Source organism: Pseudomonas fluorescens, assembly GCF_902497785.1.
In the GTDB taxonomy this organism is placed as follows: Bacteria; Pseudomonadota; Gammaproteobacteria; order Pseudomonadales; family Pseudomonadaceae; genus Aquipseudomonas; species Aquipseudomonas fluorescens_BO.
Map to the genome: position 1 here is coordinate 86,189 of NZ_CABVHK010000001.1, position 19,891 is coordinate 106,079.

Consider the following 19,891-nt stretch of genomic DNA (forward strand, 5'->3'; position numbering starts at 1 on the left):
CTAGAGACGAGCCCGACATCCGCAATCAGGTTCGATAGCCGTTCAAGCACTAGGTTGAAGTTGCCAGCCAACTCACCAATTTCATCAGGGCAACTGGCATCTAGGCGTTTACTCAAGTCAGCTTCACCTCGTGCTATCTGCGCCAGGCAAAGGCTGACCTCTTTGACTGGTCGCAGAATGTGACGCCGGGTCAATAGCCACACAGTCCCCAAGGTAGCGAGCAACAAAACTGCGGTGACTGCCAAGTTTTGCAGTAATACAGTTTTCAGGGTCGTTCTCAGCGCCTGGTTGTTGAACTCAATATCCAGCATAGCCAGCGCCTGACCATGATGCATTACCTGTGTGTTGAGCCGGAAGGAGACATTAGCCGCGTTTTTCTGACTGACAGAAGTTGAACGTTGCGTACGGGAATCGCGCACCGTTAGTCCATTAACATCGGGGGCGCGCAACAGTTCATTCAGCAAGTTTTCGATCTGAGCCTGATTACCACTCGCGAGCGGTTCGCTTAGGGATTGTGCCGCAAGCTCAAGTAACGTAGTGGCTTGCCTGAGTTGCTGTCTGCTCAACTCCCGAGACGTGAATTGATAGTTGAGCGTCGCGACAGCGAGTGAAACGCAAAGCATGACCAGTGTGAGCGTCATCATCATTTTGCCTGCGAGCGAATATTGCATCATGGATCTCGTTTTATTGGCGTGGTCTTTCAGCAGAAACGATGCAGGGTTAATTTCATCCTGATGCGACTCGCGGCATTGCGGAGTAGGCGAGATAATCGGCGAAACGCGGATCTGAAATTTGTGTAGAATTAAGCATTACTGAGGTAGCACAAGTCATAGGCGATCTCGGTGTGAACGACGGATATGTTCTCGGTAGCGCTAATCTTCAGTGCAGCCGGACAAACGCAAAAGACACACGAACGGCTATTGTGCTCGGTAGGAGTTACCTGCAGATTGCCGTTCAGCTCGTTGAGGCCCACCTTCCATTTGTCGACCCACTTCCATATCCAATATTTATTTCGACGAACGGTTAACTTGGAAGCCAACGCGTCCGTGGCGGGGAAGAGTTGAGCGCCACCTCGACGTATCGCTACATCGAGGATAATGCTCTTGACCTCAAAAGGTGTGCGCGTAACGTACCTGCACGACGTAGTCGTTGCGTGCGCGGTTCTCTACTTCGGTCTCACGATAAGTGTTGAACCAGACACCATCACCATCGCCTACTTTCCAGAACACCCCAGGGCCAATCCCAAGCACTTTTTCGCGAGAGTCGGCGAGGCGGTGACCATTGACCTCATCATCACTTATTTGTTTGAAGTAATACCCATTGAGGCCAACTGAGACGTTGGGTATCACTTCATAGGAGGCAGTAAAGTTAATCCATGCCGCTTTGCCTGCCTGGGTATCACGCACAGGCTGACCTTCGAACAGTTGCACTGAACTGCTGGCTGGGTCCTTGTTTTTAAAGTTTTGCAGATAGTGCAAGCGCCAGCTCACTTCCCAGCGGGGTGCGGGCATCCAGGTCGCCGCCCAGTAAGGATTGATCGAGTAGAAGTTAGATCCTTGGTTGAGGTCCTTGTGTTCATCGTATTTACCGACGGGTAACAACACATCCAGTGCCAGGCGCTGGACGAAAATAGGTCGTCCATGCTCATCGACAATAGGATCGAACTGCACCAGCGGGCCGGTGGTGACGTCGCCAACTCCAGTGGCGTTGTCCTTGAGTTGTGGACCGTTGCTACCAAAGTCACCGTCGAGTGAAACGATCGGCACAATGATGTTCCAGCCCAGGTGTGCGCCCGCGCCAATAGTGTTGGGCGAGTAATAGCTGAGTTGGTTGATCAGGCTGGTGACATTGATCTTCGGGTTATCAAAGTCTTTGATTTCCTTACCCGAGTTATTTCGAATCGAACTGGCGCTGGTGTACTTCAAGTATTGCTGGAACGAAAAGCCGGGCAGGCCGGCAAATCCATCGTAAAAACTGGTGCCTCCCAGATTGATCCCGTTCGGCTCCCCAACGCTAGGCGGTGGAGGGCCGTTGGCGGCTACAGTTTCTAGGGACGAGAGAGTGGCGAGGACTAGCAAGGCTGGACAAATTTTTTTTATTGTGTTCATCGTTGTTGGCTCTATTGTTATTTTTTTTGGCGCTATTTGGTAATTCCCAGAGTGCTTTTGCATCAAGCAATCTGGTACCAATGTGCTTTTGGCACATTATTTTTTTGCTTGCGTGGTACCTGGGCTCGCGGCATCAGACGCTGAGGGCTTTGCTCTGAATCGATGGAAAGGGCAACCCGCGACTTTCGCCTGCTCGCTCTGCTGATCTGGTGTTTTAGATGCACCCGCAGCGCGCTTGGCGGCATGCGCCACTTGCCGGCGTTCCGTGAAGGTGTCCTTCGGATCAGGGATCACCTTTTCCCCCATCCACAGAAAACCGGCAGTAAACAAACGCAATGCTTTCCTGGCCAACGGTGAGGGTCGTTTGAGTTCGTAGGCGCGGATCAGATGATCGGGATAAAGACTGATCACCCAGGCAAATACCAGAGAGTGTGAGAACTTTGGAAAATAACGATCGGCGAACTGTTGGATTATTGCTCGCGCCGCCGGTGGGCCCATGTCGTGTTTGGGAACATCCTCACTTTCCCAGCGATCCATGAAGGCCATGATTCCATCAAAGGAATCAGGGAAGCCTGTAATCGCTTCGCCCGTCCCGGCGTTGCGAAAAATGGTTGACATCTGGTGCCAGTATTTAACAGCGGCGAGCTTCTCTTTTTCGCTCATGCCCGCCATACCTACGCGTTGCATCAGGCGATGCATGCCGGCTGCTTCATAGCAAAGCGTGTAGACGTAGGTGTCGTTGCGGCTGAAGCTCTCGCCAAATCGCTGAGCGTAGTGGGAGTGTATTTTGTTTATCGACTCAACGTTTTCGCGGGTCTTGTCGTGGTGTGAACCGTAATGCCACCAAACCTGCATCTTCCAGGATGTGTCATCGGAGCGTCTGAATGAGTTTTTTAGAATTTTCCCGTCACCGTTGTCAATGAGAGGCAACGCGTCCAGTTCCCTTACGAAGAAGTGAGGGAAAGTGACGGCGTACACAAGATTCATGATGAAGTCGGTTGGCCGATAAGCCGCAGAGAGTTTCCAGATCTCGTCATAGTCGGTAGCAGGGTCGAGCTGATCAATACGCGCGGCGATCCATTTGCGGGTCATCGGGTTTTCCTCTTATTTTTGTTGTCATCTCACTGGGCGCATGGTCATTGCGCTTCCTGCGGATGGCTTACAAGTTAGAAGAAGTACCGAGCGCAGTCATTAGGCCGGAAAACCAAAATAATGATTGGTTTTGGTATTGCAGTACGGCGGCCCTCGAGCGCTTGAAACGTGCGTTGATGGTCTATCGACTGGGATACATCAATCTCACTGTTTACCTGTTTCTATTCCCTTTCATGCTTGAGGACACGGCCCTCGTACTGGGTGATCAGGTGCAAGGCGCAGCGTATTTCGAGCTCTCGTTGCTTGATAGGACAACCCAGCAGTAGTTCTATCTGTTGCAGTCGATACACTAGCGTGTTGCGGTGAATACCTAGCGCTTCAGCACCGTGGAGCAAGCTGTTGCCTGACTGCAAGTAAGCGCTGAGTGTTTGGCGGTAGCCGCCGGCTTTCTCTGATTTGTTTGCCAGAGGTCCGAGCACGGAGTCGACATACCACGCGGCCTTTTCAAGATCCTGACCGACCAGGATCGTCAGGACATGGTCAGCCCAGCGCATGACGCCTTTGATTGGGGAAAGGATTGCAACGCTACTGACATCTCTGGCTTGAAGATGAGTACGCCTGAACCCAGCAGGGCCCTTCGCTGGTTCACCCAGTGCACATTGAGTTCCACTTAATTGCCCCAGTGTTTCTTCAAGTCGTTTCAGTTGGGTCGGAGTAGGGGCGCGCGGTGTACTGACCCAAGCCCATGTCAAATGCTGAGTGAAGGAAACTACCAGCGGTGTATCGCCGATGATTGCATCTTGTAAATTGCGTTGTAACTCACCCAAGTCTGAGCTGAGCTTGGTGTTGAGATCAGAAATAATGATACCGACATGGAAATGCTCAAGATCCAGGCCATGATCTTTTTTGATTTGCTTTAGCTCGAATGGTTGAAGCGCGCCCGCATTGCCGATCAACTTTTCCACAAGGGCGCGGCGTCTCGCGATTTGACTTTCCATCAGCACCTGACGCTCGTCCAGGTAGCACAGCACAAAGTGCTCGATGATTTCATCCACCACGCATGCACCGTTGGTGACTAACCGTTGAACCGTTGAGGGTGCAAAAGTCCTGGACGCCGACGCGGTGAAAAAATGATTGACCCAGATAGTCTGGTTGGCTCGCATGTTTTTGACGATGCTGCTGAACGGTACTTCGCGACGTGCAGCTTGTCGCGCCATTGAAGGGATCAATTTCAGCGTAAAGTGCTCACTGTTTCTCGATAACGAACTCATGAATATATCGAGGATGAGCGTTTCAAGGTTGAGGCGTATCTCTGGCGTCGGCAAGTCAGGCACCGTTTGAAATTCGTCCTGCAAGCGCTTGAGGGAACTGGCGGCCTCCTCAAGCGCCCAGGCCACCGCACCTTCACCCATCTTCAACACAGCATTGGTCAGATGATGCTGACCAATCACCGCCTTGGAAAAAGCGTCCTCGACCGAGCCTTTTGGCTGCAGGTGAGAATAGAGATCAGTAGTCAAACGGTACTCCCTGTGAGTCGTAATGATTATTTATGTACGCATCACGCAGCCGCCCGTGGGGATCCAGCGCACTGTGATTGCAGTATAGCGTCGCGGTGATACTGCAATACCAAAAACGCCGTCGAGCTTGGATGGACAGACCGGAGACTGGCCCGGGGCGAGGCCCTATCGTAAGTGGTGGTGTTTTTAAATCGAGAGCACCCAGACGTTGCGCCATGAGCGCTTCTGTCTGACGACTGAAGGCCGCTGATCAGAGGCCTCTATTTTCGTATTCACTATGTGCACTCAAGCGAAGAGAGGATCTACATGTCTGCCCCTAAAAAGTGGATTCAAGCCAAAATCCAAAGCCTCGACCCAAGCAAGGATTACATTGAAATCTGGCGTTTATCGAACAGCTACGGGCTGAACGACTTCATGCAGAACTTCATCTACGCGTTGACCTTCCCTAATTTTGTCGTCACCGATTGGGGCTCCAGAGCGGTCTGGCGTGAAGACGGTGGCAAAGTCGTTTCACGGTCCACCTCGCGTGTAGAGCAGACCGGCAGCGCCAATGCGCTGTGGTGGTTCTACGGTCCTGAAGACAGCCGCACCATCAAGTCGGTTGAAGGTATTAATAATCTTCATGCGCATTGGGCCAAGCAGTATCCCGGTGCCTTTTCTTATAATGACGATTACGTGTACGTCTGTGCATTCACCGCCATCACAATGCACCGTCTGAAGTTGAAGATGGGCGCCCCGGGCCTCTCCGAGAACGAGAAGATTGCCGCGCACTTGTTCTGGCGTGACATGTGCAAACTCTTCCGTGCTGAAAACGATCAGCCGATCACTGGTTACCCGGATAGTTTCGACGCGCTCGTGGAATTTTGCGAAGCCTTCGAAAATGCTCCAAAACCCAAGCTTGAACGTGGCAATCTCATTATCACGGCGATTCATGAGCAGTTTGTCTTCCGCTTCTTCCCCAAGGAGTTGCATTGGTTTGGCCATCAGTTACTGCGCGCCATGTCATTGACCACCACGCTCGACACCATGCAGGTCGACCGCCCTGACCCCGCCGCGGCCCAGCTTTTGCCGCAACTGGCCGGCTACATGATGGGCATGATGGAAATGAATGCCGACGATCCGACTGAAGCCTATATCGAAGAGCGGATGAACATGTCCAGTGAAGATAAAGCCGAAGTGCGAAAGGGCATCCAGGCGCTGGACAAGCAATTCCCCGAGCATTACGTCGAAACGTACAAGAATGATCCTAAATTTGTCGGTTGCCCTTTTCATGCCGCTTTGGGCGATGGCGTTACACCGCAAAATGCAGCCGACAAACAAAGCATCAAGTCCATAGAGGCTCAGGTAGCGGCTTTGGGCGGCGACGAGTAACGCCAACTCACCTTGTTGCCCTGCATGACAATCAGCCCCGACAGGGGCTGACTGCGTGGTGCATTAAAAAGGGTAGTGGTGACCACCTGGCTGCCAGGTCACCCAGTGTGCGCGAGTGAATTCATCGACGGCATAATGACCGTTGAAACGCCCGAGCCCGGAGTTCTTTTCACCTCCGAAGGGCGCGTTTGGCTGGTCATCGACGGTGATGTCGTTGATGTGCGTCATGCCGGCGACGATGCCACGAGCGAACTGCAACCCGCGCGCCATGTCTTGGGTGAATACCGCACTGGACAACCCATACTCGCTGGCATTCGCAAGTCGCAGGGCGTGCGCTTCATCGTCGGCTATGAGCATTGGTAACAGTGGGCCAAATGTTTCATCTACCGCCAGGGCGTCATCGGCTTTTACGTTGCCGAAAACATGCGGTGGGAGCAACAGACCGTTGGCTGAAGCGCCGAACAGTTTAGTCAGGCCAGCGCTGTGTGCCTGATCAATCTTGCGTAACAGGCCATTCAATTGCGATTGATTGACGACAGGCCCAATCACGGTGTCCGCATCATTAGGGTTACCCACTTTCAGCTTGCTGACCCTCTCCACCACAAGTTCTGCAAACGCCGGGTATAAGGTGCGATCAACAATCACTCGGTTGACGCTCATGCATATCTGCCCTTGATGCAGGAAACGGCCGACCACGGCTGCGTGAGCTGCCACTTCAACGTCGGCATCATTCAGCACCACCAGTGGCGCGTTACCACCGAGTTCAAGAGCAACGCGTTTGATGTGCTTGCCACCCGTGGCGATGCGCCCGACATTGCGCCCCACGTCCGTAGAACCGGTGAACGAGATCAGCCTGGGTACTCGATGTTCCACGAAGGCGTCACCGATTTCCGATCCGGCGCCCACAACAACGTTGATGGTGCCCGCAGGGAAGCCCGCCGCCTCCAGTAGGTAGGCGATCAACAATCCGCCGCTGACAGCGGTATCACTCGCAGGTTTCAGCACTACGGTATTACCTAATGCCAAGGCCGGAATAACGGAGCGCATGCTTAGATAAAGCGGAAAATTCCATGGGCTGATCACCCCCACAACGCCAAGTGGATCACGGAACACAAAGCTCTGTTCGCCGGGCTTGTAGCTGGTCAAGATCCGACCCTCTACTTGCATCGGCATGCTCGCGCATTCTCGGACCAGGTTCAGCGTGCTTTGCCACTCGATGCCAGCCTTGATTCGAGTGCTGCCCGACTCTTTGATGAGCCAGTCGATAATTTCTTCACTGCGCTGCGCAACGATAACGGCAAGCTTTTCAAGCAACATAACCCGTTGGCCGGCGTGTAGCGCAGCCCACTCCAGCTGTGCCTTTTCGGCGGCCAGATAGGCTTCATCCAGATCGGCGACCGAGGCGAGCGGCATGTCCAACAGCAACTCGTTGTTGAAGGGGTTGCGGTTGTCCAGGCGTTTGGTTGAGCGACCTGGCTGCCAGCGGCCGTTAATGTATTGATGACCTTGAATGGCAAATGGAGCGGGTGCGTTCTGGTTGTTCATTTAGGCGACTCGATCAATTTAATGGATTGACTTCCCTGCAAAATCAGGTGCGCATCCAGGCGCGGCCCCAGGAGTTAAGAGTGTGCTCACTCTGCGGCCATACGCCGGCTTCACGGTCTGCTGGCGCCAGTTCAAGTTCGGCCGAGAATTCCAGTCGGTTCCGATCGGCATCGACCACCATGAAAAACAGATTGTTGCCCGGACCATGACGGCCAGGGCCGAAGAAAATGCTGATGCGCTCCTTGGCAAACCGGTCGCCCCAATCACGAATGTCATTCCACTCATTGGTTTCGTAACAATGGTGGTCCCATTCATTCTTCGACCCACGGAAAAAGGCGAGGGAGTGATGCTCGTCGTCGGAGCGCAGGAAACACACCATGAGCTGGCCGGTTTCCTGGTCGACCACGTTGTCGGAAATGGTGAAGCCAACGGTGTTGACGTAAAAGTCGATAATCGTCTCAAGCTCGGTGGTTTGGAACACAACGTGCTGCAACCTCGACGGCATGCCTTGCAGTTCAGCACTTGTATCGGGAAGTACTACGCCGAATATTGTCTGGCGACCCTGTGGATCCCGAATGGCAAACGCGCCTGGCTCAAGTAAAGGCGAGGTCACCGGATCCATCTGGCATTCACGCTCAATCAGGTTCTGACGCAGCGCTTCCAGTTTGGCGTTGGAGTGGAGGTTGAAGGCAGCGGCCAGCAGGCCGCTATGGTCGGCTGGCGAAATGATTGCCGCTCGTTTCGGCCCCCGCATCACCTGGCTGCCATCTGCTTGTGGCGATGCGCGCATGTCCATCATTCGCGTATAAAAATCTACCTGGCGTTGAGGTTCTTTGCTTGCCAGGTGCAGGTAGCACAGTTGAGCAGGGGTCGAAGTCTGGAGGGTCGTCATGGAAAACTCCGCGATCAAAGAGTAACTGGGGAATGGGCGGTATTGGCAGCCGCGACGGCGACTGTCGTAGCCTGTGCAATGCCCAACAAGGACTGAAGAGCCAGAGCTGTTTCTGACTCCTGAGCCTGGTCAAATATGGCGGCGACATAGCGGTCGGGACGTAGCAGCAGGAAGGTGCTGGCCTCGGCAAACAGTGCGCTTAACTCACCGTTGCGATCATGTACGATCGTGAGTCCCGCCAAAGGGGGCGGAAGCGGAGCGTCTTGTGGAATGATCACGATGCGCTTGGCATCCAGGTGGGTCCAGAGCGGGTGCTGCAGTTGATCCATGCGTTGGCTGCGCAGATCGCCATATTGAATCAAGGCAAAGCCCGGGCCGATGTGCTCATCCAACAGTTGCGCGCAGCCGTGAGAGTCGAAAAGAGTCGGCTGCGGCAGCATGGTCCCGGCGCGCAGGTTGCCGGCCTTACCTTGGGATAACACCAGGCCCTGGGTAAAACGAGGCTTTGGTTTAAACTTCATTTGCAGAAAGTAATCGCGCAGAGGCGGGATCAGCCCGATCACGCGGAAGGTGCTGGTAATGAGTTTGGCGCGCAAGGCTGAAGCCGGCGCCATGACCACCCCGAGATTCAGCGCCAGCTTGATCAGCGCCCAGGCATGATCGCGGCGTTCGCTTTCATAGGTCTCGAGGGCGCTTTTCGCCATTTGTCCCCGGAGTACCGCCACAAGTTTCCAGGCGATGTTATGCGCATCACGCACACCACTGTTCATGCCTTGGCCCGCATAGGGTGGGGTCAGGTGCGCAGCGTCACCGGCGAGAAAAACACGACCTTCCTGCCAGCGAGAGGCAACCCTGGCGTGGAAGGTGTAGACCACTTTGCGCACCAGCGAATAAGCTTTTTCACCCCGGAACGGCCGCAGCAAGTTGCCAAGGCTAGCGTCGCTGAGCATTTGCTCATCAGTCTCGTCGTCTTTGAGCATGAACTCGAAGCGACGTGTCTGATGAGGGCCGGGCACTTCTACGACAGGTCGCTGCGCGTCGCAATACACACGAGTCTGCCAGAACGGGTCATCGTCCTGATCCAGATCCACGACCAACCATCGGGACTTGAAGCTGGAACCCACCATATCGATACCCAGTTGTTTTCGAACCGGGCTTCTGCCGCCATCACAGGCAACCATGTACTGGGCGTGCACCTCAACCGTGTCACCGGCCGCATTTTGTATTCGAGCGAGAACGCCTGAGGCGTTCTGTGTGAAGTTGATCAGTTCATGGCAGAAAAGCGGAGTCAGGCTAGGGAAACGCTCCATACCTTGCATCAGCGTGCGTTCGAACAGGGGTTGCCTGAACGCATTGCGTTTGGGGTAGCCGTATTGCTTGCCGACAGGTTCGACCTTGCCAAAGCAACGTCCCCCTGGCTTGTCGAAGTAGTGAACGCCGTAGCCTTTGACGACGTCAGCCAACACGGCTTCATCCAGCCCGGCTGCCTGCATGGTTCGCAGCGACTCATCGTCGATCGAAACGGCACGCGGTTCAGTCACGGTGCCGGCTTTACGATCAAGAATGGTCGTACGCACGCCGGCCTGTCCGAGGAGGTTGGCCAACGTGAGTCCTGTCGGGCCGGCACCGATAATCAGTACGTCAGTATTCACGGGTGTAAGGGTTGTCATTTTTATTCCCTCGGTGACCGCCGGGCTGGTCAGTCCAGTACTTCTGGTCTGTGCGCCAGCGCGGTCATGAGTTGTGAAAGATTGTCGGCAAGGGCGAGGATTTGCTGGCCTTGCACTTCATCCTGTTCGCTATCGCGTTGCGAGGTCGGGCGCACGCAGCTGATGCTGCCCACCACTTTGCCGTCGCCATCGAATATGGGGGCCGCGAGGCCAAAGACGTCAGCATCGACTTCGCTGGTGCTCAGCACATATCCCTGGCGGCGCAAGCGTTGGAGCGAGCGCCGGAACACCTCCCAAGTCTTGCCAAGGTTGCTGGACTCGATGTCACTCGGGTTTTCCAGAAACAGTTGGCTTTGATGCCGTGAGCCCATGTTGGCGAGGATCGCTTTAGAGGTCGCTCCCATGAACAAAGGTCTTGGCGATCCTCGCGAGTAGCTCACTTGGTTGGAAAGGTTGCCGGTTTGATGGATACAGACCACTTGATCCTTGAACAGCCGACACACCAACCAGGCTTGCTCGGCACCCCATTGCGGAAAGGTCGACTCCAGGGAGTGCGCCGCGCGTACCAACGGATCACTGACGCGCAGTTGGCGATCCCAGGTGATGATTCTCGCGCCCAGCGCATAGCGACCGGCCTCCACCTGAAACAGCAAATTGGCCTCGGCCAGTTCGCGTACATAACGGTAGGCAGTGGAGCGTGTGAACCCCAGCGCATTTCCCATCCCGTCGACCGTCCAGATGGGATGGTGCTCGGTGAACAGGTCGAGAATTCGCAGCATCCGCTCCAGGCTGGAGCCTTTGCTGTCTGCCAGGTGCTCGGTGGTGTCTTCGGAATCAAACGGTTTTTGCATGTCAGCTCTCGTCTACAATACTGTTGCGCAGGATACCAATGCGCTCGATTTCGATTTCGACGATATCGCCCGGCTTCATCCAGACTGGTGGCTCGCGGAATGCACCAACGCCGCCGGTGGTGCCGCTGACGATTACGTCTCCAGGGGCCAGTTCAGTGAACGCGGTGCAGTACTCGATCAACTTGCGCACATCGAAAATCATGTCGCTGGTGCGCGTGTGTTGCATCACTTCGCCGTTCAAACGAGTCGTCAGTTCCAGGTCCTGCGGGTCGACGATTTCATCGCTGGTGACCATCCATGGGCCGAATCCACCGGTGGCCGGGAAGTTCTTCCCTGGAACAAACTGGATCGTGTGCTTCTGCCAGTCACGTACGCTGCCGTCGTTGTAGCAGGCATAGCCGGCGACGTAGTCCAAGGCGTCCTCCGGTTTGACGTGGCGAGCGGTCTTGCCGATCACCACGGCCAGTTCACCTTCGAAGTCAAGCTTGTGGGACACGGTTGGGCGAACGATGGGCTGCAGGTGTGCGGTCTGGCTGTCGGCAAAGCGGGTGAAAATCATCGGGTAGGTCGGCATGTCCCGACCAGTCTCGCGCACATGCGTGGCGTAGTTGATCCCGATGCAGAGCACTTTGCCTGGGTTGGCAATGACCGGCAAAAAGGTGATTTCACTCAATGCCAGGCGAGGCAGGTCTTTCAGCGCATCAGCCCCCAGTTCGCTCAGTCGATTGCGCGCGATGGCTTCTTTGAGGTCCGCACCCAGGTGAGACTTGAGTGATTCCAGGTCAATGACGTGGTCACCTTTAACAATGCCGTACGTGGAACGGTTTTGGTAAACGAAGCTTGCGATTTTCATGGGTATGCCTCTGGTTGCATCAATGATGTGTAACAGACTGTGAGGGTGTGGGTTGTTGTTTGCTCGCGGGGTCAAGTCGTAGCAAGGTAATCGCCGTCAGCGCGATGATTCCCGGAACCAACGCTGCGCTGAGGATCTCTGTCAAAACCCAGCCGGCTGCCAACATCAAGCCGCCGCAAACGGGCCCTGTAATGGAACCCACTCGCCCGACGCCAAGTGCCCAGCCGATGCCTGTGGAGCGTATTTCCTGTGGGTACAACTCGGCGGCCAAAGCGTTAAGACCTGCCTGCGCGCCTTGCACCAAAATGCCCAGCAACAACATTGCGGGGAAAAGCGAATAAATAGAAACAGGCAATTGGCTGAGCGCCAGCACGATTGTCAGGTAGCCCATGAATTCGATGGTCAATACGTTGACCGACCCCCAGCGGTTCATCAGCCAGCCTTGTACGACCGAGCCGATCACACCTCCCAGGCTGAAGAGAATGATGGCGCGAATGCCCATGCTCAGCGGTGCATGGGCTGCCACTAACAGCGTCGGGATCCAGCTCATAATGAAGTACAAAATCAGCAAGTTCATGGCATACGGCAGCCAAAGCAGCAGGGTGCGGCGCCACATGCCGGCTGTGAAAAGACGACTCAGGGAGGTAGAGGAGGTTGCCTGTTGGCGTAGTTGGCCAAGACTGGCGGGCAGTTCTGCGAGGTTGGGTGCGAGCCGTTTAATGATAGCGCTGAGGGCAGCACGACTGCCGGGTTGGCGACTGAGGAACTCAACCGACTCTGGAAGCCGCCACACCACAACGCCGGCGACCAGCAACGGCAGCGCGCCACCGATCAGGAAAAGGTTTTCCCACCCCCAGGTAGCGAGCAGTTGGTCGACCGTCAAGCCAGCCAGCATGGCGCCCAGTGGCATGCCACAGAACAGCAGCGTCACGGCACTGCGCGAGTAACGTCGCGGGCTGTATTCAGAGATCAGCGCCACCAGGTTGGGAATTGCCCCGCCGAGGCCTATGCCGGTCAGAAAGCGCACGACGAGCAACTGCGAGACGTTGTTAACAAAAGCGGTCAGTAACGCGAATGTGCCGAACAGCAGGATCGACAACACCAGAATTCTCTTGCGCCCCAAGCGATCCGCCATAGGGGCCAGTAGCAGTGCGCCGAGCATCAAACCAAATAAACCCGCCGCGAACACCGGTGCCAAGGCTTGGGGCGTTACGTTCAAGGTTGATGCCATGGCAGTCACCAGAAAACCGACGATCTGGGTGTCGAATCCGTCTAGCACTGCGACCAGTACGCAGAGGGCGAGCCCCTCCCATTGCAACCGGCTGACAGGGAGGGCGTCAACGACGTCGCAGAGGATATTGCTGGGTGTAGGCGTATGCATGAACTGGCCTCTTATTGTTTTTATTGTCTGGGCAGGCAGGTGCCCTTGACTGAGGCTAAATCTATTACGAAGCAAAAATCCTGTAAAGATAAAATAAACCAAAATCCTAAATAGCAGGAAATATGATATTTTGGTTTCTCGTCGGCATGCACCATGGCAATGAGAGCCGCGTGCGGCTGCGTTTCCCTTATCAGGCTGCGGATGTCAGTTCATCAAATGAATAAGTGGATCACTCAATCATTCGGTCGCTTGATAGGCCGTTTTGGCATGCAGCCCGAGCTTCAGTGGCCTTCTCGGTCAGCACTGATTTTCAGTCTGCACACAACCACGGCAGCTCTCTTGGCGCTGGTCATCGCTCAAATGCTGGACCTGCACCATCCTTGGTGGGCTGCGATGACAGTCTGGCTGGTGGCGCAACCTACGCGAGGCCTCTTGATCGAACGCATCGGCGCGCGGCTGATCGGTACGGTGGTGGGAGCCATGGCAGGCGGACTTTTGCTGACGGTGTTCTTTGATCAGCAGCACTGGCTAATGCTCGTACTGGCAGCCTGGATCGCAGCGTGCGCCGGGTATGGAAACCTGTTTCGACATTTTCGAAATTACGGTTTTGTGCTGGCAGGCTACACCGCAGCGATCGTCGCGCTGTTTGGTATTCAAGACCCCGTGCTCGATGTGGACCTAGCCCTTGGCAGAATCTATTGCACCGTCATCGGCGTGTTGGCTTCAGCTTGTTTTTCATGGACGTTTACAGGCAAGTCCGCGTCCCTGGAATCCGTGTACAACCGACTCGATGCGCTGATTGTGGCCAGCGTTCACTACAGCCTCAAAAGGTTGCAGGCAGGCACTGCACACGATGCCAAAAGTTTTAGTGCGCTGTTGCAGGAACTAGCGGCGCTTGATCTGTGCCTGGATGAAATTGCTACAGGTTCTCGAACAATGCGTTTACGGGTCTTTCGCACTCGCGACACGCTGGGCGCGCTTGTCGATTTGCTCGTAAGTAGCCATTTCGATGTTGGCGAAAAACTCCGATTTCCCTCTGACCTGTTGGTAGCAACTCATCCTGAATCGGCAGCTGCAATGGTGCTCGCGGTGATCAATGAGGTCCACAAAAACACTGAAAACCTTGCCGCAGGCACGCTGTTCGTTGAAAAATTACAACGCGTCTTTGCAGCGTTGAATGCTTGTGAAACGCCAGGCAGGGAAGCGTTGCAATCAACTCAACAGCGCGACTGGCACGCAACATGCCTCGCGGGCTCCAGACCCTTGATTGCGATGTCCATCGCCACCGCAATGTGGTGGGGCCTGGGTTGGTCAGACGGTCCAATGATGGTCATGACGGCCGTGTTGTTCGCCTCGCTGTTCTCCAGCCATAGCCACGCCAGTGCGGCGTTAAAAGACGTACTTGTTGGCTCGACCGCTGGAGCCGTTCTTGGCGTGACCTGCCGTTTTTGGCTGTTACCTGAAGTGGGAACGGTGTGGGAGCTGGCCTTGGTTATCGCACCGTTTTTGATGATCGGAGCGTTGCTCATGGCTCGGCCCGGTACAGCAAAACTGGCCATCGACCTGAACATGACCTTTTTGTTAATCGCTCAACCTGGATTGCAGGTAGACACCTCCCTTGAACATACCCTGTTGCAGATGTTGGCAATTCTGGGCGGGGTGTTCACTGCCGTGCTGACCTACCGATGGTTGGTTCCTTCATCGCCAGGCTCCCAGCGCAAGCGCCTGTGCAAGCGCATTGCGCGGCTCGCACTGAAGATCTCGGATACACCTGCCCCACCTGCTCAGGCACGAATTTATGATCAAGTCAGGGGTCTTCTGACAAGTCTGATCAGCCTCGAAAAAAAGGCCTCTCCACTGCTCATTGCTGCGTTCGAATGCGCAGCGATTGCTCAGCTTTTCGCTCACCACCGAACTGATGAACATCACACCCTTGCACTGCACCAGCAATTGGAAAACCTCGCGACTTCCAGGCTGGCAAGCAAGAAGAATACTGGCGCTGACCTACTTTGAATCAACCGGAGAACACCCATGTCTGACCGCCCAACACCGTGGCAAAACTTTACTGGCCAATACATCGCCGGGGCCTGGCGTTCCGGAAGTACGCGCAAGGTCCTGGAGAACCGCAACCCTTATGACAACGCCCTGCTGACCGAGCTTTCGCTGGGTGATGTTAGCGACCTCGACGACGCCTACCAGGCGGCAGCAACCGCGCAGAAAGCATGGGCGCAGACGTTACCTAATGAGCGCTCAGCCTTGTTCATGCGCGCCGTTAGCGTACTGGAAGCCAGGCACGAAGAAATTGTCGACTGATTGATTCGTGAGTCAGGCAGCACGCGTACCAAAGCCGAAATCGAGTGGTCAGCGGTACGTTCGACCATGATCACGGCCGCGGCCATGCCTTCGAGAGTCGTCGGCCGCATTCTGCCAATCGACACCCCCGACAAAGAAAGCCGCGTTTACCGTAAACCATTGGGTGTGGTCGGGGTTATCAGTCCCTGGAACTGGCCGATGCACCTTTCCAATCGGTCTATCGCACCGGCGCTGGCACTCGGTAACGCCGTCGTCGTGAAGCCTGCCGACGATACGCCGGTGACCGGTGGTTTGTTGTTGGCGAAAATTTACGAAGAGGCCGGTTTTCCGCCGGGAGTTTTGAACGTGGTCGTGGGAGACGTGGCTGATTTGGGTGATGCCTTTACCCTGCACCCGATTCCAAAATTCATCTTCTTCACGGGATCGACTCGGGTCGGGCGGCACATTGGGCGCGTTGGCAGTCACAGGCCCGACGCTCAAGCGAGTCGGGTTGGAGTTGGGTGGGAATGCTCCGTGTGTGGTGCTTGATGACGCGGACCTCGATCTGGCGGTGCACGCCGCCGTTGTGGGGCGCTTCCTGCACCAAGGTCAAATCTGCATGAGCAGTAACCGGATTATCGTCGACGCCTCGTTGCAAAAGGATTTCGTCGAAGCGTTTGTCGAGCGCGTTCGCCAGTTGAAAGTCGGCGATCCTGACCTTGCAGATACAGTCATTGGCCCGCTGATCAACCGTCGCCAGTTGGAGGGCGCAGTGGCCCGGATCGAGGCGGCGAAAGCCGAAAGCATCGAGTTGTTGCTCGGTGGCGCTGCACACGGGTAGGTACTGCCGCCTCATGTGTTCGTCAATGTCGATAACATGAGTGACTTGGCCCAGGCTGAGCAATTTTGTCCTGTAGCGCCGATCATCACTGCGCGTGACGAGGCACATGCGCTGGAGCCGGCATGACTCACATCAACGACATCTCGGTCAATGATGATCCGAACAACATGTTTGGCGGCGAGAAAAACAGTGGTATCGGGCGATTCAACAGCGATTGGATCATCGCGGAGCTGACCAGCGATCACTGGAACTCGGTGCAACACAAACGTCGCGCTTATCCGTTTTAAGGTCAGGGTTTTAGTGGACTGATCGTATGGCATGAATGCCCCTTGAAAGGGGCGTTCCTTCATACAAAGACTGCCCTGCAGCGATACGTTATTTGCAGGGCAGTCAGTTGTGCGTTGCTGTTGCCAGAACGCTCGGCTAGACCTCTACCGGTGGGTTATGGGATCCAGTTCCCATGAAAACCCAGCGGTATATGATGATCCAGCTTTACCCGTGCCAATGGTGCGCCCGTGAAGTCGCTCGCGTCGTGGATCACCAGTTCGCTTTTGTTTGTCTGGGGATCCCACCAGACGACCAGCAACCAACCATCGTCTTCACTCACCGCATCGGGTTTGGCCACGAATATCGGCTCGGCAGGGGACACGTCCCTGTCACCTTCCAGTGTTTGGTACTCGGTTTTGCCTGAAATAAAATCGTGCTTTATCAGGCAATTGAAATCGTGGCTGTCACTTTTGGGCTGGTGTACACCGGCAAAGTAGCCGTATTGGTGTTTTGCACCCAGGAGTTTTTCATTGATCCTAGGAAATTCGACGGAGAAATTTCCGACCCGTGCTCGTGTCATCTGACCGGCATCGAGATCCAGGGTCCAGCGGTACAGCGCGGGAGGTGTGAACGGCGAGCGTCCAGCGTCAGGAAAAGGAAACGGAAAGAAATTCTCGACTTTTATATCATCGACAAACTGGAGGTCACTGACGCAGCCGTCGACGATTATTTTGCCATCTTCCTCGTAGGCGTTGACGAAGTGTGTGGTTTGGTAAGCTTCATCGGTGAACCATTGAGTTGCACCGGTCTGCCGATGGACCACCAGGGTTCGATTGCTCTGCTTTGGGTCAAACGTCCACGCAGATTTGCCTGCAGGAACTCGGTCGGGTGATTCTGGACGCCAGTTGATGGGCCCAAAGAAGAAGACAAAATGATTTTCAGTGAACATGAAGTCGTGAATATAGGCGGGGGCGTCAAGTGTAACGACGTGCTGTTTCAGGATGTTCCCTTGTTTGTCAGCCAGTGCACAGACGAATCGGCGGGTTTCGGGTTCGACCGTATACAATAGTAGTTCATTTTTTGCGGCGTCGGTATGGATATGCGCGGTAACCAGTGCATCAATTGCGCCGTGGAAATCAAAGGTACCAATGGTTTCCAGGGTGTTTCGGTCAAGTTCATAATAGTGTCTACCCGCCTCTTGCAGAGCCAATACGCGTCCGTCGATTTCCACGACATTGACGTTGGCTACTTGCTTGACGGCAGCCGGCCCCTTTTCAAGCTGTGGTTGAGCTACTTCGTAAGACCCGTAAATACCGTTGTAGAGCGATCTACCGGCTGCTTCTTCTTCCTTGAAACCCTCGGTGCGCACCCATTTATTGCGGTAGTTGACAGCGCCGTTGCTGATATAAAACCCATGAACCATGCCATCTCCGTCGAACCAGTGGTATCGGTCAGGGCGAGCAGGCTCCCAACGCTGGTTGGATCCGGTTCGAAAAAGCACGCCCTCAAGTTCAGGCGGCACAGTACCTTCTATGCGAAGTTCATTGGCGATGATTTCGTTGGAGAGGGGTTGGCGAATACCTTGTAAAAAGGGGCTGCTATTGTTCCACATGATGTATCTCCCGAAGGCTAATAGGGGTGTCTTATTAAGGGTTAATAGAATGCTAGCCTTTGGTGTTATTGCTGTCTCCGGGTTGTGAGTACGAATTCTTATGGAGTGTTGGTACTGAGGTGCATGCAGTTGTTTATGTTGAGCTCGTCACGGTTTATGTGGTCGCGCGATCAAGGCAGGATTGCAAAGAATACCTGCCGTTGACCTGCCTCAGGTTCGCGGAGTTGGTGTTTTATTTATACCGGCTTGCCAGACTCAACTATCCGTACAGACTTTTTGTGGGTAAATGCCAGGTAGCTGTATCGGCCGTGATATTCGCCCATCCCTGAACCGCCCACCCCACCGAACGGCAGGTATGGCGAAAACGCGTGCACCAGCACGCCGTTGACCTGAGCATCGCCGGCTTGAATGTGGTCGATGACGGGGTTGGCATTGGCTGTGTGGCCTGTGAACACATACACGGCCAGTGGTTTGGAGTGATGTTGATTGATGAGATCGACTGCATTATCCACCGAATCAAAAGTCAGCACCGGCAAAATGGGCCCAAACAGCTCTTCGGCCATCAGCGCATCGTCCCATTGCACTTGGTCGACCACGGTGGCGCTGAATACGCGCCGTTCTGGGTCTGCATCGCCGCCGACCAGCACCTTGCCCGCGCTCTTGCTCAACAAGTTTTGAAGACGCGATACTTGTTGGCTCGTGACGACTTTTCCCGTGGAACCTATGTCGGGCAGGTCCTGCTGAATGCGCTGCGTCAGGCGAGTTAGCAGTTCATCCTTGATGCTGCTGTGGACGTACAAGTAATCCGGTGCGATGCAGGTCTGGCCGCTGTTGATGAACTTGCCAAACATCAGCTGCGACACCACCAGATCGACATCGGCATCGGCCAGGGCAATCAAAGGGCACTTGCCGCCTAGTTCCAGGATCACTGGTGTGAGGTGCGCGGCGGCTGCCTGCATCACTATCTTGCCGACGTTAGGGCTGCCCGTGAAAAAGATGAAATCGAACGGCAAGCTCAGCAGGTGAGTATTCTCATCGCGTCCACCCTGAACCACAGCTATGTAGTTGGGAGAGAACGCTTCCTGAATGATTTTCTCGAGGACCAGTGAAGTGTTGGGGGTGGTTTCGGAGGGCTTAAGGATGCAAGTGTTGCCGCCAATGATTGCGCCTATCAGCGGCGTCAGCGTCAGGTTTACGGGGTAGTTAAACGGCCCGATGATGTAAGTAACGCCAAAGGGCTCTTGCGTGACATAGCACTGGGACGGCGCAATCAGGTCTGCGGTGGGTACCGTTTCTGGTGTCGCCCACTCGTCAAGGTGGGCGAGGGCGAAATCGATTTCGTGGAGGACTGCGCCGATCTCCGCGAGGTCCACATCGGCCTTGGGTTTTCCTAAATCTTCGTCCAGTGCGACGTACAGCGCCTCTTTGTGATTGAGCACTGCCTGTTTCAGGCGCTCCAGGCTGTGTTTGCGAAACTCGATGGGGTGGGTTTGGCGGGAGGCGAAATAGGCACGCTGCGACTCGAATACTGCATCGATGGACTCGGAGCTTGGATAGTTCATGGGTTGTCACCTTATCGAATTCAGTGGATGTTTATGA

13 protein-coding genes and 2 pseudogenes are annotated in these 19,891 nt (G+C 54.9%); 3 read left to right on the forward strand and 12 right to left on the reverse strand.

The genetic code is table 11. The features are described from left to right. Positions 1 to 44: 44 nt before the first annotated feature. The 4 genes and pseudogenes from F8N62_RS32220 to F8N62_RS00475 all read right to left on the reverse strand — a co-directional run. Positions 45 to 674, reverse strand: a pseudogene (locus F8N62_RS32220) (HAMP domain-containing protein); the annotation flags it as partial. A gap of 435 nt (positions 675 to 1,109) precedes the next feature. Beyond that, complete coding sequence (locus tag F8N62_RS00465; protein WP_032904495.1) at positions 1,110 to 2,108, reverse strand: transporter; 999 nt, start codon at positions 2,106 to 2,108, stop codon at positions 1,110 to 1,112. A gap of 96 nt (positions 2,109 to 2,204) precedes the next feature. Beyond that, positions 2,205 to 3,200 carry a hypothetical protein gene (locus F8N62_RS00470; protein WP_090406428.1) on the reverse strand — a complete coding sequence of 332 codons (996 nt, stop codon included), beginning with the start codon at positions 3,198 to 3,200 and terminating at the stop codon, positions 2,205 to 2,207. A gap of 221 nt (positions 3,201 to 3,421) precedes the next feature. After that, entirely contained in the window at positions 3,422 to 4,717 is a 1,296-nt protein-coding gene (locus F8N62_RS00475) for a PucR family transcriptional regulator (protein ID WP_020300877.1), read from the reverse strand. A 306-nt stretch (positions 4,718 to 5,023) separates the two neighbouring features. Here F8N62_RS00475 and F8N62_RS00480 point away from each other — a divergent pair, with 306 nt between their 5' ends. Continuing rightward, positions 5,024 to 6,088, forward strand: a complete 1,065-nt coding sequence (locus tag F8N62_RS00480) for a hypothetical protein (RefSeq protein WP_020300876.1) — start codon at positions 5,024 to 5,026, stop codon at positions 6,086 to 6,088. A gap of 63 nt (positions 6,089 to 6,151) precedes the next feature. Here F8N62_RS00480 and F8N62_RS00485 read toward each other — a convergent pair whose 3' ends face one another. From F8N62_RS00485 to F8N62_RS00510, 6 genes are read right to left on the reverse strand one after another with little or no spacing between them, the layout of a single operon-like run. Then, positions 6,152 to 7,633, reverse strand: coding sequence for an aldehyde dehydrogenase family protein (locus tag F8N62_RS00485; protein WP_047531102.1), 1,482 nt, complete (start codon positions 7,631 to 7,633; stop codon positions 6,152 to 6,154). A 43-nt stretch (positions 7,634 to 7,676) separates the two neighbouring features. After that, positions 7,677 to 8,525 (reverse strand): VOC family protein, encoded by an 849-nt coding sequence (locus F8N62_RS00490; protein ID WP_020300874.1) that lies wholly within the window; start codon positions 8,523 to 8,525, stop codon positions 7,677 to 7,679. Positions 8,526 to 8,539: 14 nt separating this feature from the next. Next, positions 8,540 to 10,195 carry a bifunctional 3-(3-hydroxy-phenyl)propionate/3-hydroxycinnamic acid hydroxylase gene (locus F8N62_RS00495; RefSeq protein ID WP_191632330.1) on the reverse strand — a complete coding sequence of 552 codons (1,656 nt, stop codon included), beginning with the start codon at positions 10,193 to 10,195 and terminating at the stop codon, positions 8,540 to 8,542. Between the two features lie 29 nt (positions 10,196 to 10,224). Next, the gene (locus F8N62_RS00500; protein ID WP_020300872.1) at positions 10,225 to 11,046 is read right to left on the reverse strand and encodes an IclR family transcriptional regulator; all 822 of its coding nucleotides are present in this window, start codon (positions 11,044 to 11,046) and stop codon (positions 10,225 to 10,227) included. A 1-nt stretch (position 11,047) separates the two neighbouring features. Next, positions 11,048 to 11,899, reverse strand: coding sequence for a fumarylacetoacetate hydrolase family protein (locus F8N62_RS00505; protein WP_020300871.1), 852 nt, complete (start codon positions 11,897 to 11,899; stop codon positions 11,048 to 11,050). A 19-nt stretch (positions 11,900 to 11,918) separates the two neighbouring features. Then, positions 11,919 to 13,382, reverse strand: a complete 1,464-nt coding sequence (locus tag F8N62_RS00510; RefSeq protein ID WP_224787691.1) for an MFS transporter — start codon at positions 13,380 to 13,382, stop codon at positions 11,919 to 11,921. A 114-nt stretch (positions 13,383 to 13,496) separates the two neighbouring features. Between F8N62_RS00510 and F8N62_RS00515 the strand changes: the two genes are divergently transcribed. Next, a complete protein-coding gene (locus F8N62_RS00515; RefSeq protein ID WP_020300869.1) occupies positions 13,497 to 15,293 on the forward strand; it encodes an FUSC family protein in 1,797 nt (598 codons plus the stop codon). Between the two features lie 18 nt (positions 15,294 to 15,311). Continuing rightward, a pseudogene (locus F8N62_RS00520) lies at positions 15,312 to 16,700 on the forward strand (aldehyde dehydrogenase family protein). Between the two features lie 155 nt (positions 16,701 to 16,855). Here F8N62_RS00520 and F8N62_RS00525 read toward each other — a convergent pair. Together F8N62_RS00525 and mdlD are read right to left on the reverse strand one after the other, a co-directional pair. Next, a complete protein-coding gene (locus tag F8N62_RS00525; RefSeq protein WP_106118106.1) occupies positions 16,856 to 18,292 on the reverse strand; it encodes a carotenoid oxygenase family protein in 1,437 nt (478 codons plus the stop codon). 236 nt (positions 18,293 to 18,528) lie between these two features. Then, the gene (gene mdlD, locus F8N62_RS00530) at positions 18,529 to 19,854 is read right to left on the reverse strand and encodes an NAD(P)-dependent benzaldehyde dehydrogenase MdlD (RefSeq protein ID WP_020300865.1); all 1,326 of its coding nucleotides are present in this window, start codon (positions 19,852 to 19,854) and stop codon (positions 18,529 to 18,531) included. Positions 19,855 to 19,891: the final 37 nt, after the last annotated feature.

Bases quoted from the DNA above. Each gene is read 5' to 3' on its own strand.
- F8N62_RS00465 (WP_032904495.1), bottom strand. From the start codon at position 2,108: ATGAACACAATAAAAAAAATTTGTCCAGCCTTGCTAGTCCTCGCCACT.
- F8N62_RS00470 (WP_090406428.1), bottom strand. From the start codon at position 3,200: ATGACCCGCAAATGGATCGCCGCGCGTATTGATCAGCTCGACCCTGCT.
- F8N62_RS00480 (WP_020300876.1), top strand. From the start codon at position 5,024: ATGTCTGCCCCTAAAAAGTGGATTCAAGCCAAAATCCAAAGCCTCGAC.
- F8N62_RS00485 (WP_047531102.1), bottom strand. From the start codon at position 7,633: ATGAACAACCAGAACGCACCCGCTCCATTTGCCATTCAAGGTCATCAA.
- F8N62_RS00490 (WP_020300874.1), bottom strand. From the start codon at position 8,525: ATGACGACCCTCCAGACTTCGACCCCTGCTCAACTGTGCTACCTGCAC.
- F8N62_RS00495 (WP_191632330.1), bottom strand. From the start codon at position 10,195: ATGACAACCCTTACACCCGTGAATACTGACGTACTGATTATCGGTGCC.
- F8N62_RS00500 (WP_020300872.1), bottom strand. From the start codon at position 11,046: ATGCAAAAACCGTTTGATTCCGAAGACACCACCGAGCACCTGGCAGAC.
- F8N62_RS00505 (WP_020300871.1), bottom strand. From the start codon at position 11,899: ATGAAAATCGCAAGCTTCGTTTACCAAAACCGTTCCACGTACGGCATT.
- F8N62_RS00515 (WP_020300869.1), top strand. From the start codon at position 13,497: ATGAATAAGTGGATCACTCAATCATTCGGTCGCTTGATAGGCCGTTTT.
- F8N62_RS00525 (WP_106118106.1), bottom strand. From the start codon at position 18,292: ATGTGGAACAATAGCAGCCCCTTTTTACAAGGTATTCGCCAACCCCTC.
- mdlD (WP_020300865.1), bottom strand. From the start codon at position 19,854: ATGAACTATCCAAGCTCCGAGTCCATCGATGCAGTATTCGAGTCGCAG.